Here is a 13,083-nt window from a genome sequence, read left to right as displayed (position 1 = left end):
AACTTAATCTCTTAGCAGGTTGATAAGGGAAACGGGGAGATAAATTTCTCCGTCGGTGTAGCAATCAAGAGTAGGTGGACAGTTAAAAGCTTGCGGGTAGTAAGCGGCAACAAAAGGAATAAATCCATCTACAGGAGTGCGATTTTGGTCTAAAAATCCCTCTGTTTCTGAATCAATTTCAGAACCAGCAGACCAGTTGTAACGGTACAAGTTGTAAATATCGCAACCTCCAACAAACTGAGAACTCTGTAACAGTGCTTCCATCGGGACAATTGTTGATGGATAAGCTGTAACTGTTTCGCGCTTTAACTCAATGGGCTGAAAAACTTCTGTCACAACGGCAAAGCCTTCTTTACCCAGTTTGCAGCCGTAGGTTTCTAAGTCTTGGAAATGTTCTAAACCTTGTAAAGATTCGCTAACGACATAGCCCGTCAGTTCCTCTACAATTAAATATTCCCAAGTGTGAAGTTGAAAGTTTGCTTTGTCTTTTTCCACATACAAGCGAGAAAATACATCGTGATTAAATTCGCGCATTCCTTTGCGATAGGTTTTATGCACTCCCCACCAAGTGTTTAAGGTAGGATAGGCTCCTAGCGCAACATAATGACGGGGTAAAGCATAAAATGGGGGGTCATCTTTGTTGATTCGAGTTTCAGGAATTTCTAACCCTACACTGAGCATTCCTAGCCTTCGCAAGAATCCTGATAGAGTTGTCGGTGGGACAAAAGGATAGGTGGTAATATTGAGAATTGACCCCGGCAGAATGCGGAATGTCATTGCTGCCGTAGGTGTGATGGTGAGTTTTATGCAATACATAGATCACGCCTGTAAAACAGTTTCAACGAAGTTCGCGGCGTATTCTTGTAATTTCTCTAATGCTGCATTTCCAATCCAGCGATCGAAGTAAGTTGCTTGGATGCGATCGGTATTATCTTCTGGATATTGGGCAAGGCGCATAAAGTCTGCGATCGCTTGTTTTGGATCGGTTACAGATGGAGAAATAATCGGGCGTTTTCCTCTGGGTACTAAGTAGCGGTCGACAACTAGCAGAGGCGTTTGATTCTCGGATTCGGCGATCGCAATTCCCTTGGGATTTCCTGAACCAATCCGTGGTAAGGAATCCAGAAAAGCATAGGCAACAGAGGAAAAATCTTTATCAGTAACACTCAACGCATGGTTAGAAACTGGATAGAGGATACCGGGCTGATTGTACTGACGCTTAAATGGTATGGGTGTTTCATCTTTTTGATTTACTAGACGTGCCGGGTGCATTGCCCGTTGCTTCTCTACTGGGTAAATATCTTGAACAGCAACACCGCCACCGTGAGTAACGCGACCAATTAAAGTGCTTTTTCCTGGGTCAAGAGCACCATAGGGAGCGCAAATAGGACAGTCAGGTTTCGCACAAGTTTTGGGAATGCCACACTGTTGTTTATCTCCTAGCAGTTCCCCACTTTTCACAGGTGCCCAAAGCAAGCAACGTCTCTCAACGCCTCGCCGTTTCGTTGGAGAGATATAACATTTTTCGATGGATTTCCCATCCTTAGTAGTGAGCTTAACTATTTCCACCAAGTTGACATTGACTTGTACTTCATGCCCAAAATAAAGCTCCTGCGAACCTTCAAGAATGGCATAAATATCAAAGTGCATACGAGGGTTCTTTTCATCTGTTCTGGGTAATCCACTGGTTACTTTGGATTCCTTAGCCGTCTCAGAACCATTTTCAGTTTGATCATTAGTTGTTTGAGATTTTTTAGGAGCCATGATTAGTTTTTATCCGTGGTAGATTTTACTTTGCGAACCAATTCAGGAAAACGAGTGTAGAGAGAAAGTTTTAAGTTATAAGTTAACTCATTCCACTCTCGGTCTTGACTGTAGCCATTTTCAGCAAAGTAGGTATAAGCTCTCATGACATCATCAGCGTAGAGCGTTAGCCACATTTGCTGTTTTTCGGCATCTTTTTCTTCTCTGTTGGTAATTTTTAATTCCTCCAACAAATTCTTTGTTTGTTCATAAACAAAGTAGTTTTCAGGGTTGCAATAAAGTCTTGCTTGGACATTGGTTTTTTTCTCATCCCCAAGGGTGGCGTAGTAGCAAAAAGCAACGGCATCATCCACTTTTTCAATGATTTTACTTACTTCTCTTTCTGCATCTTCTGTTTTCATTGCCTTTTTAGCTGTACTTTCTAAAGATTGAGCAAAGGCATAGGTTAATCCAGTCAAAGCAGTGACATCCTTGTATAATTTGGCTCGTTTAGCCATTTGGTTTGATGACCCCATATTTACTCCTTGTAATTTCAAGTCTTCTTGAATGATTTGCCAGTAGAGTTGGCGGACTTTCTCAAGTTGCAAAGAGTTGACTTTAGCAGCAGCCTTCGTCACATCGTATTCAGCAAGAAAGGGTAAATCTCCCTCTATATAGCGAACAGCATCGCCTAGAGTCATATTAATTTCCTTGCCCGTAATTACAATTGATTGGTTGTAGCCGTCGATCAATCCCTTTATGAAAACTAGATATCTGCTGGCTAAGTGTTTTGGCTGACTTCCCTGAATAATTAGCGAGAATTTAAAATCAGCTAAAACCTCAAGGGCAAAAATTGAAGCTACTTTTGCTAGTGCATATTGAACTTGACCGAGTTTCTGGGATGCTAAATCACCCCCACCAGTTCGATCGGAGGCTAGGACTAAATATCGACCTGCACTTAAATGTAACTCTTTATTGGTTAACATTCTAATGTAGTCTTTAAGTTTGAGTTGGGCAGGTTCACTTTGATTGACTGGTTCAAGTTTCAAAATGATGCTTTCATCAGTAACTTTTAAGGGTGAAGCAAATGCTAAAGCTGAACAAGAAGCACAAATATAAGGTCGATCTTCGCTTGATGACGATTGACGACGCTGGGAAGGTCGCTCAAACATAAATCTGGCTACTTTCCATTTAGCATTTTCAAGAGTAACGCCACAGGAATAGCAAAAATCTTTCCCGTCATCTCCAGCAGATCGCACTTCTTTGATACTTGGCTGTTCGCTCAACAATGGTTCAGGGAATTGATCGCTTGGCGGATTTTCCAAAAGGCGATACATCTCTAGAATACACTGAGTAAAAATATCTCCACGAGTTGCATTGATCTGGTCTGTAGCAGTTTTAGTGAAACTTTTAGAAATGTTAACAATGTCTTTGAACCGAGCGGGGTTTTGTTGGCGATCGCACTGAATAAACTTAAATGGTTCACCATCTGACTCTGCGAGCAATCGCATTTTTTGCTGGATCGACTCTCGAGTAAAAATAATTTGAGGAACTAGCTTGTCTTGCTGTTTGTGTAACTTATTCCTCTGTGCTTTCGTTAACCCTGAGTCGGCAAATTCACTTTTAATTTGATTTAGCTCTTGCTCTATAGACTGTTGATCCTCCAGGACTTTACCAAAGGATTTTTGAAAAGCTTCCTTGTACTTTTTCGCTTCCTTTAACTGCATCTCCTCCTTCTCTAGCAACTTTTTTTCTGAAGATTTGCGGTCTTTATCAGTTGTATCAGGATTATCTATTTCTGTTTTGAGAGCCTTAATTTGCTTCTGACGCTCTGTTTGACGCTTTTCTACCTCCCTAACAACTGCCAAATACCAAGCGGCTAAAACATTAGATTGCTCTTGTGTCAAAATCGGAATTTCCAAGGTACTGAAACCGCGTCCGGCTAGAGTGACACTATTGAGCATGACAATGAATGTCTGTACTAATCCTGGTAAATTGTGCTTGGTATCGCCATAAGTTGAGAAAGCAATATTTTCGATAAACTCTCGCCAATATTGACTAAAGTCTGCTGGTGGTTTTCGATGGGGAATAAAAACCTGTACGTGATAGTCACTTTCATGGAGTACCGCTATTTGATATTGCTTCTGCAAATACTCTAAAAATCTATCTATGGCACTTTCAATAGATAATCTTGCCTGTAGCTCTCCTGGTAACGGCGATTTGTACAAAATCTTAGTTTTGCCAATATCTTGATTTTGATAGAAAACGCGATCGCCTGTGAAAGTGAGTTTTAGTAGCTGAGTTTTTTCTTGACTGCGCCTGAGTCTGAGTTCTCTAATTAGACCAGAGTCGCTGAAGGAATGCGCGATCGCTACCGCCTCTGACTGATTTGCTAATTTAGTAATTACTTCTGACCTTTGACGGTCAGAAATAACTTTAGCAGCTAAGGCACTTAAAAGAATGCTGATGTCAGAGTTAGTAATCTCATCCATAGCATCTTGATTTGAGACTTTTTGAGGCTGTTCGCCCCAATCATCGAACAAAGAGAGTTGCTTTCCAATCATCAATCTGCCTCCTCTTCCTCAATAGATTGGTACTTCACATTTTTGAAAAAGGTATCTCAGATGGGGGTAGGCTAAAAATCTACTCCCATCTTCGCTGCCAACATCAAAAAATTTTGAACGCTGACGGTTATTAGTGCCTTGAGCTCAAGTCAGCGCAGTCGGCGTATGAGATTACCTCACCTTCCTCGCTTTCGACAGTTTCCCGCCCCAAGTCCCGAAGCAACCTGTCAATCCGTGCGATTTCGCGTTCGTGCAACTCTCGCAGTTCCCTGTATACGGCAACTTTGTAGTCAATAACTTCAATTGAGTAAGTCATACTGGATTTCCTCCAATAGGTTTACACCGAACGAGCCATGCTAGTGCTAGCCTAATAGGTGCGAAGCTATATAGCGAGACTGCACGACTCTCGTGCGGTTTTGCTAACGATAGCATTTTTTAACTGTCTGTGTCCTATAGTGTTTAGGGCAATAGGCTTGACAGGTAGGTTTTTGAAATATATGCTTGAGAAGCCCTAAAACTGACTCCCTATCAGGGATTGAAACTGTGTAAACCGTGTGCTTAGGGCTATAACACAACTTCATAAATCCCTATCAGGGGTCGCTAGCCAGAGCAGAACTCTGGCTTTTTTAGTGCCTTCCCCGATCGCTCCACCATCACCAGCAGTGAGTTGTTCTAAAGACACCGAATTCTCAGTCTCAGGAACTTCTATCTCGATCGCCAGCCTGCAATCTCCGTCAACTCAAGTACAATATAGACTATGGCACATATATTCTAGAAATACAAGTATATTTAAAAATGTCTAGGAAAAAAGAAACACTTACACTGTCAGTTCCGCCGGGAACCAAGGAGCAGTTAGAGGAGCTAGCTCGCCACTTGAACATTTTCTGGGGCAAAAGTCCCAGTCCTTCGGGGTTGATCGTAGCGATCGCCCAACAAACCCCGGAAGTCCGCAAACTCTTTACCCTGAACCCGACTCAGGTGGAAGCGCTACTGCAAGCCACTAAAATCCTGACAGATTCAGGTCACGCCGGACAAGCTCAAACCCTTTTAAGTCTGGTGTTAGACCAAGGAGAGCTTGAAGCGCCGATGCGCCAATCGCTTTGGCAATTAGCTAATCAGCCTAGCGTGGCATGGCGAACTCAAGTCGATCGACACATCAATAACCAGCAACCTTTCCGCCTGCTCTACCTGAACGCTCAAGACGAGGAACTGGAGTTTACAGTGCGCTACGCGGAGATTTCCTTTGAAGAAAAGCGCTTTTACTTGGAAATCTGGTGCGAAGAGACTAACGATCTCAAAAATCCCGACTATCCCGAACTTGTTCACAATCGGTGTTTGCGCTTCGATCGCATCAAGGCTATTGAGCCAATGGACGCACAGTGGCGCGAGGAAGGCTTAGATTTCCTAAAAGTATACTTACACTTTTATCGTGGCATGGTAAAAGCTTACGAACGCAGGCAAAAAGATATCAGTGAGGAAGATCAAGTCATCGGAGATGTCCGCCAAGTCGTCCGGCGCGTCTCTAATCCCTTTTGGCTGATTCGGGAGGTATTCCGTTACGGCGAAGATTGCGTCATTGTGTCTCCAGACAGCGTGCGCGATCGATTCCAACAAAAACTGATCGCTCTCTGCCGCCAGTACAACCTGGAAATCCGCGATTAAATCAAAAAAAAGCAGCCGGTAAAGGCTGCTTTGACAAATAAACCGTTGTTGAGTTAGAGGAGAAAACTTTAAATCGAATTCAAATTACCGCTGTTTCAACTCCTGCCTGAGTTTCCACTATTTTCATCTACCGCTGACTCACCTTGCCTTCAGAACAAAACTTCAAATCCCGATTAGAATGCTGCTGAAAGTTCGTTGACTACTTGGACTCGGCCTCTGAGCACCGCCCGCAACAAGCGGTTGACACAGCCTCTGTCTTCATCATTCAGAGAGTCGTCGAAGGTGGCGGCCATCAAACCGTAGCGATCGGCCAGAGTCAAAACGCCTGTATCAGTTACAGAAGCGAGGATTTCAGAGATAGCGCCGGGGAGGAGTTGTACGGGGTGCATGGCAGTGCGGTTGAATTCGATATATCTATCATCTTCTTGTTTCCTCAAAAGATCGGTGATATTAATGAGGCCGCGAAGGTGATTCTCTAGGGTGAAAGCAAGTGATCCGAGTAGAGTAAAGTTGTGACTTCGGTCACAGGGCCACAGATTGCCACGGGCAATTCCATCCCGCGCCGATTTTTGGGTAGGACGTGGGGCTGACGGCATTTCGCTAAAATGATCGTTAATCCCCCAACCTGTTTAATTTTTACCCCTGTACCGAAAATGCTTGATTTTCTGAATCCCATCTTGGGCCGCAAGCCCGATCGCATCAAAGCCAATGTGGAAATCTATACTTGGCAAACCTGTCCCTACTGCATCCGCGCCAAAACTTTGCTGTGGTGGAAAGGCGTAAATTTCACGGAATACAAAATTGATGGCGACGAAGCCGCTAGAAAGGCTATGGCCGATCGCGCTAACGGACGCCGCAGCGTACCGCAAATTTTCATTAATAACCAACACGTAGGCGGCTGCGATGACATTCACAAACTCGATGCAGAAGGACAGTTAGATCCGCTGCTAGCTCAACCCGTCCTTTAAACTTAGATATTGCAGCATTCCCAAGAACAGGCAAGATGCCTGTTCCACAAAAAGTGAATTTTCTGCTTGTGGGGTGGGCATCTTGCCCGCCCGCGAAAGGCTTAATGACAAAAGTCCTTACTACAAATCTTTGGCAAATTTACCGAGATTGTCTTGCCGCCATTTAGCATCTGCGCGCCTGTCTGTTTGCAATTCTAAGACGCGAATCCCGCTATTTGGCAAAAAACTTAATTTTTGTTTGAACTGTTCCCAATCGTCTATTATCTCGTGTTCCACCCCATAAGTTGCACACAAATGAGCAAAATTGATATCCTGCGGCGTGGCAAAAAACTCTTCAAAGGGGGGGTCAAATTTGGCAACGGGCAACATTTCAAAAATTCCGCCACCGTTGTTATTAATTAATATGATTGTCAAATGACAGAAAAATTTATTTTTAATTAAAAAACCGTTCGTATCGTGCAAAAGTGTTAAATCGCCTGTTAGCAGGATGCTGCTTTGATTGCGGTGAGAAACTCCCAACGCTGTTGATAATGTGCCGTCTATACCGTTAGCGCCGCGATTGAAAAACGGTTTTATTTCTAAGTTGTTCGGCTTCCAGAAAAACTCTACATCTCTGACGGGCATACTGTTGGCAATAAATATCGGTGTTCCCGGTGGCAAAATTTGGGAAAGCAGCCAGGAAACTTTGGGTTCAATTATGTTCTGAATTGCTGATATTTTTTGGTCTATTGTTTGTCTGACTTGGATTTCGGTGTTGCGCCACAGTTGGAGGTATTCGTTTGATGGAGAGGTTAGAACCCCCCCTAACCCCCCCTTGTTAAGGGGGGGGACTGGAGTTGATTTGCCCTTGTTAAGGGGGGGGACTGGAGTTGACTCGCCCTTGTTTAGGGGGGGGATTTGAGGGGGGCTATTAGTGGTAGCAGTGGTTAGAACCCCCCCTAACCCCCCCTTGCTAAGGGGGGGGACTTGAGGGGAAATAGCAGTGGCTAGATGCTCTACAGAGGTTCGCAGGTGAATTGTTTTGCCGTGTAGGGGATCGAAGTTGTGGTGGCTGGGGTCGATTATGTAGCGTTTGGGTTGGGTTTTGTCTAGCCAGTTTCGCAGTTCTTTGCTTGTGGGTAAGTCTCCGATTTGAATGGCGATTTCAGGGGTTAATTTATCTGCTAGTTCGCGGTTTCGCAGGATTAAATCGTAGGTGGAAATTAGATGGGGGTTTAGTTGGGCGTAGTTTCTGACTGGGGATAGTCCTTCTGCTAAAACTGGCCAGTTTAAGGATTTGGAAATTTGGGCGATCGCACTACAGTATTTTTCGGCAAATTGAGGCTGTGCAACGCCTGCAATAATAATCCCTTTGCGGCACTTTTGCCACTGTTGCATTGTACTTTCTTCTCCCCCCCTTAACAAGGGGGGGCTGGGGGGGGTAGAGCTTTCTCCTCCGAAAATGGGTTCTAATCCTGCAAAGAAATCTTCGGGATTAAATTCTGTTTCTAAAGCTTCTACGGCTATGTCTGGAACGGGTACAAGCGGGTCGCGAAAGGGGATGTTGAGGTGGACGGGGCCGGGAGTTGCAAATTGCGATCGTTCCCAAGCATACACGATCGTCTGCCGCAGATAGTCTAGCATTCCTGTGGACGCAGAAGGTATCGCTAATTCGGCTTGCCAGTTCGGATAATTGCCGTATATTTTAACTTGGTCGATCGCTTGTCCGGCGTGACAGTCGCGCAGTTCAGGAGGTCGATCTGCGGTGAATATTAGCAGCGGAATTCGACTTTCTCTGGCTTCTATTATCGCAGGATAAAAGTTGGCGGCTGCGGTTCCCGACGTACAAATTAGTGCTGTTGGCAAATATGATTTTTGGGCGGTTCCTAATGCAAAAAAACTTGCTGAACGTTCGTCGAGTATGGGAATAGTTTCTATTTTTTTGTTTTGAGCAAAAGCTATTGTTAGCGGTGCCGATCGCGAACCGGGACAAATCACGGCTGTAGTTAATCCCAGTCGTTGCAATGTCTCTGCTAATACGGAAGCCCAGACGGTATTTGTGTTGCGAAAATCTATTGGCATTGCTAAATCTGAGTAGCTCAACTCTGTATTGTGCTACGATATTATACCGAAATAATTGTCAGGATACATTTTTATGATTCTTGAGGCGGTTGTGCTGAATGTCAAATCTGGCTGTGAGGGTGATTTTGAGATAGCTTTTAGAGAAGCCTCCAGTCTGATATCGTCTATAGATGGATATTTATCTCACGAACTTCATCGCTGCACAGAAGTTCAAGGAAAATATCTCTTATTGGTGAGATGGGAAAATTTAGAAGCTCATACAATTAAATTTAGGAATTCCGCTGAATATCAAGAGTGGAAAAGAATGCTTCACCATTTTTACAATCCTTTTCCCACAGTAGAACATTTTGAGGAAGTGAAAATTAAACATTAACACAGACTCAATCAATTAGCCAGACAACTCTACATTCTGCAAATTAGCTGAATTAGACTAAAGCATTTAAAAGTGGCTGCAATTTGAGCTGAATTTCTGCTAGTTCTTTCTCAGGTTCCGAACCCGCCACAATACCGGCACCAGCATAAAGTATCGCCCGATCGCCATCGATTAAAGCCGATCGAATGCCCACGGCAAATTCGCCGTTGCCGCTGCGATCGATCCAGCCCAGGGGTGCTGCGTACAAAGAGCGATCGCAGCTTTCGCAGCGGCGAATTTGTTCTAGGGCAATATCTCTCGGCACGCCCGCTACCGCTGGGGTTGGATGCAGTTGAGCTAAAATCTTTAATAAATGAATATCAGGGGGAATTTGAGCAGTTATGGGTGTCCACAAATGCTGAATGTTTGATAGTTGCAGCAGTCTGGGCACTGGGGAAAAATTGGGAGTTATGCCGAGTTTAGACAGGCGATCGACAATAAAGTCGATCACAACTTGATGTTCTCGAATATCTTTCTCGCTTTCTAGCAATCCGTGGGCTAATTTTGCATCTCCCGCCTCAGTTTTTCCTCTCGGTGCTGAACCTGCTAAAGCATCTGTTAATAACTGATTGTTGTGAATGCTAATTAAACGTTCTGGACTGGCACCGATAAAATTTTGTCCTTTGCCGTTACTGGTTGAAAACACATAGCAATCTGGATAGCTGAGGCGCAAGTTGTTTAATGAATCTATTAAACTGAAAGGGGTTTGAGAAAATACATTGATTGCTTGGGATAAAACAATTTTACTAAAATATTTAGAGGCTATCAATTCTAAAGCCGACTTGACTGATGTTTTAAATTGACTGGCATCATTAACTGGGATTTGTTTCAAAGATATCGAACTGTCGATCGCAGTAGTTAGTTTATGGTATTTGTGAGATTCAATTCTATCGAAGGTTTGCCAAATATTTTCAGCGATGTTTTTAATGTTTATATCTTTTTCTATTATGGCATTGGCGACGAGAATGCAGCTATCTTTCTGTCTGGTAATTTGCCATTTGGGTAAAAATATGGTGGCGGGCGGAAAGTAAGAATTAGGGGCAAAGTTATCATCAAAAAAAGCAAAACTACAAAAAAAGTGAGGCCCGCTAAATGGCAAGCGTTCCGCACCAATGGTAATTGTATTGGCAAGTGTTGAACGAATAAAGTTTTGAGCTAAGGCAAACCGATCGGTTCCTGCTACTGTGAGATGGATTGCCGAATCAAGGGCTGCGATCGCAAAACTTTTGCCGACAATTGGGTTTCTTTTTTCAAAGTAAAAGTGCCGCTGACAAGGTTCGGAAATCTCTTGCAGTACAGCTAGCGGATCGAGGGGGTAAATTTCCTGAGAAATACTAACTATTTTTGTGCGATCTTTTTCGGTTAAAGACTGCTGGCAATTTAACAGAAACTGATGCAGTTGATTGCGGTCTTGCAAGAGATTAGCGCGGTGCGGTATTACTGTCATGAAAGCGAGAATAGCAGATTTGTCAGATAGAGTGCGGGTTTGTCCGGCTAAAACCCCTATTTCGATCTAAGCACGGCAGGGCGATCGCAAAACATGACCTTTTAAGTTTCCCTCACTGTTTGGGCTCTGTTGGGGAAAAAAACCGACCGTCGGGCGATCTATCGAAACATTTAGACACAAAACTTTAAGATTGAGCGACTAAATCTCGACTCTCATGCGATCGACCCCGCAGAGGTTTGCAGACGGGCATTACCGGGCGTGCGATCGCCCGCAAAGCCTCTCAACGGATACCCCCCGCGCACTCAACCCGATGCAGAGTAGACTTTCTTGACCAATAAAATTGTAAAATTACTACGCTGCTATCAATTGAATCAAGTTTGTGTAATGACAACAAAGTTAATTGAACGTCCAAATAGTAAATTGTGGCTGGCGGCAATCAAGCCGCCCATGTACAGCGTTGCGGTGATTCCTATTTCAGTTGGAACTGCAATTGCTTTTGCCGAAAATCAAACGATTAATTCGTCAATTTTTTCGACCTTTTTAATTTCAGCCATTTTGATTATAGCATGGCTGAATCTCAGCAATGATGTATTTGATTCGGAAACAGGAATCGATAAAAACAAAGCACATTCCCTAGTTAATTTAACCGGAAATAAAGCTTTAATTTTCGGGCTGGCTAATCTGTTTTTAGCAGTCGGAGTGTCTGGAATCTGCGCCATAAGCTGGTGGCAAAAAGACCCAACAGTAATTTTGCTTGTAGTTTTGTGCTGTGCTCTCGGCTACACTTATCAAGGGCCTCCGTTTCGTCTTGGCTATCAGGGTTTAGGGGAAATCATCTGCTTTTTCACCTTTGGGCCGCTAGCCTTCGCTGCTGCTTATTACAGTCAAACTCAAACTTGGTCTGCAACTAATTTTGCGGCTTCGGCAATCGTGGGAATTACTACGAGTATCATCTTATTTTGTTCCCATTTTCACCAAGTTGAGGACGATTTGGCGGCAGGCAAAAAATCGCCAATTGTTCGACTCGGTACGAAAAAAGGTGCTCAGTTGTTGCAGTGGTTGTGCGGCAGCGTTTATGCTTTGACTGTGCTATTTGTGGCTTTGGGAATGTTCCCAATTTGGACGCTGTTGATTTTTGGGAGTGTGTCATTTGCGATCGACCTTTGCCGCCATGTCACAGACTATCACGACCAACCGGGAAAGGTCAGCAACTCTAAGTTTATCGCAGTTACGCTGCATTTTTCGAGCGGATTGCTGCTGGCGTTGGGGTTTGTTTTGTAGATCGGGCGATCGAGAATTTCGGTAAAATGGAAGTATGGTTTGCTAAGTTGAGGGAGTTGGCAGAGTTGGGTGACTTCTCAAAATCTTCTTTAATTCAGCAATCCGTACCTCATATTGAATCGTATATTTGTATATGGACAAATTTAATAATTATAACTTTCACTATTTCTTAACTGGCAACAATAATCACCAGACAATTCTATTTTTGCATGGATTCACTGGCAACATTCAAGATTTTGGCAGCGTCATTTCCTTAGTTTCTAAAAGTTATTGCTGTCTAGCAGTTGACCTTCCCGGTCACGGAGAAAGCAGAGTGATCGGCGACGAAAGTGGCTACAATATGCCAAATACAGCCCAAGCATTGATACAGTTATTAGATGATTTACAAATAGACAAATGTTTGTTATTGGGCTATTCAATGGGCGGGCGATTGGCACTGTACATGACATTACATTTTCCAGAAAGATTCGAGAAAGTAGTGTTAGAGTCAGCTTCTCCGGGATTGAAGACAGAAAAAGAGCGATCGCACCGCCTGCAAGCCGATTTACACCTAGCACAAAAGCTGGAAAATAGCAACATTAAAGATTTTTTATTAAACTGGTACGATCGCCCTTTATTCAAATCTTTAAAAAACTCTCCCCAATTCGACAAACTCATAGAAACCCGCTTAGCAAACAATCCCTTAGAATTAGCCAAATCCCTCCGCAACATGGGAACCGGCAACCAGCCCTCTCTCTGGGAAAAACTCGCACAAAATCAAATTCCCATCCTCTTGCTAGCGGGAGAATATGATGATAAATTTACAACTATAAATACCGAAATGGCCAGCTTGTGTCCGGTCGCTACTCTGGAAATTGTACCAAAAGCTGGTCACAATATCCATTTTGAAAATATTGATAAGTTTGTCGCACTTGTGAGACAATTTTATGATTAACTAAAAAATTA

Annotated in this window: 12 protein-coding genes; 5 read left to right on the top strand and 7 right to left on the bottom strand. The window is 43.5% G+C overall.

What is annotated here, in order from left to right; genetic code table 11:
* Positions 1-3 precede the first annotated feature (3 nt).
* From QUA20_RS04390 to QUA20_RS04375, 4 genes are all read right to left on the bottom strand, one after another.
* Entirely contained in the window at positions 4-816 is an 813-nt protein-coding gene (locus tag QUA20_RS04390) for a hypothetical protein (protein WP_333185754.1), read from the bottom strand.
* 3 nt (positions 817-819) lie between these two features.
* On the bottom strand, positions 820-1,764 hold the full coding sequence (locus QUA20_RS04385; RefSeq protein WP_333185751.1) for a hypothetical protein: 945 nt from the start codon (positions 1,762-1,764) through the stop codon (positions 820-822).
* A 2-nt stretch (positions 1,765-1,766) separates the two neighbouring features.
* Positions 1,767-4,307, bottom strand: a complete 2,541-nt coding sequence (locus tag QUA20_RS04380) for a hypothetical protein (protein WP_333185749.1) — start codon at positions 4,305-4,307, stop codon at positions 1,767-1,769.
* Positions 4,308-4,437: 130 nt separating this feature from the next.
* Positions 4,438-4,623: a hypothetical protein gene (locus QUA20_RS04375; RefSeq protein ID WP_333185747.1), complete on the bottom strand. Its 186-nt coding sequence runs from the start codon at positions 4,621-4,623 to the stop codon at positions 4,438-4,440.
* A 479-nt stretch (positions 4,624-5,102) separates the two neighbouring features.
* Here QUA20_RS04375 and QUA20_RS04370 point away from each other — a divergent pair, with 479 nt between their 5' ends.
* Positions 5,103-5,969: a WYL domain-containing protein gene (locus tag QUA20_RS04370; RefSeq protein ID WP_333185744.1), complete on the top strand. Its 867-nt coding sequence runs from the start codon at positions 5,103-5,105 to the stop codon at positions 5,967-5,969.
* A 173-nt stretch (positions 5,970-6,142) separates the two neighbouring features.
* On the opposite strand, the gene QUA20_RS04365 is transcribed toward QUA20_RS04370, so the two are convergent.
* On the bottom strand, positions 6,143-6,358 hold the full coding sequence (locus tag QUA20_RS04365; RefSeq protein ID WP_172188518.1) for a hypothetical protein: 216 nt from the start codon (positions 6,356-6,358) through the stop codon (positions 6,143-6,145).
* Between the two features lie 264 nt (positions 6,359-6,622).
* On the opposite strand from QUA20_RS04365, the gene grxC reads away from it, so the two are divergent.
* Positions 6,623-6,937 (top strand): glutaredoxin 3, encoded by a 315-nt coding sequence (grxC, locus tag QUA20_RS04360; protein ID WP_333185740.1) that lies wholly within the window; start codon positions 6,623-6,625, stop codon positions 6,935-6,937.
* A 120-nt stretch (positions 6,938-7,057) separates the two neighbouring features.
* Here grxC and menD read toward each other — a convergent pair whose 3' ends face one another.
* Positions 7,058-8,998, bottom strand: coding sequence for a 2-succinyl-5-enolpyruvyl-6-hydroxy-3-cyclohexene-1-carboxylic-acid synthase (gene menD, locus QUA20_RS04355; protein WP_333185737.1), 1,941 nt, complete (start codon positions 8,996-8,998; stop codon positions 7,058-7,060).
* Positions 8,999-9,071: 73 nt separating this feature from the next.
* Here menD and QUA20_RS04350 point away from each other — a divergent pair, with 73 nt between their 5' ends.
* On the top strand, positions 9,072-9,371 hold the full coding sequence (locus tag QUA20_RS04350) for an antibiotic biosynthesis monooxygenase (protein WP_333185734.1): 300 nt from the start codon (positions 9,072-9,074) through the stop codon (positions 9,369-9,371).
* Between the two features lie 52 nt (positions 9,372-9,423).
* On the opposite strand, the gene QUA20_RS04345 is transcribed toward QUA20_RS04350, so the two are convergent.
* Positions 9,424-10,857: an isochorismate synthase gene (locus QUA20_RS04345; RefSeq protein ID WP_333185732.1), complete on the bottom strand. Its 1,434-nt coding sequence runs from the start codon at positions 10,855-10,857 to the stop codon at positions 9,424-9,426.
* Positions 10,858-11,241: 384 nt separating this feature from the next.
* On the opposite strand from QUA20_RS04345, the gene menA reads away from it, so the two are divergent.
* Together menA and menH are read left to right on the top strand one after the other, a co-directional pair.
* Positions 11,242-12,138 carry a 2-carboxy-1,4-naphthoquinone phytyltransferase gene (menA, locus tag QUA20_RS04340; RefSeq protein ID WP_333185729.1) on the top strand — a complete coding sequence of 299 codons (897 nt, stop codon included), beginning with the start codon at positions 11,242-11,244 and terminating at the stop codon, positions 12,136-12,138.
* Positions 12,139-12,271: 133 nt separating this feature from the next.
* The gene (gene menH / locus QUA20_RS04335; protein ID WP_333185726.1) at positions 12,272-13,072 is read left to right on the top strand and encodes a 2-succinyl-6-hydroxy-2,4-cyclohexadiene-1-carboxylate synthase; all 801 of its coding nucleotides are present in this window, start codon (positions 12,272-12,274) and stop codon (positions 13,070-13,072) included.
* The last annotated feature ends 11 nt before the right edge of the window (positions 13,073-13,083 follow it).

The sequence above is a fragment of the Microcoleus sp. Pol7_A1 genome (assembly GCF_036701085.1).
Taxonomy (GTDB): domain Bacteria; phylum Cyanobacteriota; class Cyanobacteriia; order Cyanobacteriales; family Microcoleaceae; genus Microcoleus; species Microcoleus asticus.
The sequence above is the reverse complement of the archived record's forward strand: the minus strand, read 5'-3'. Positions and strand labels throughout refer to the sequence as shown.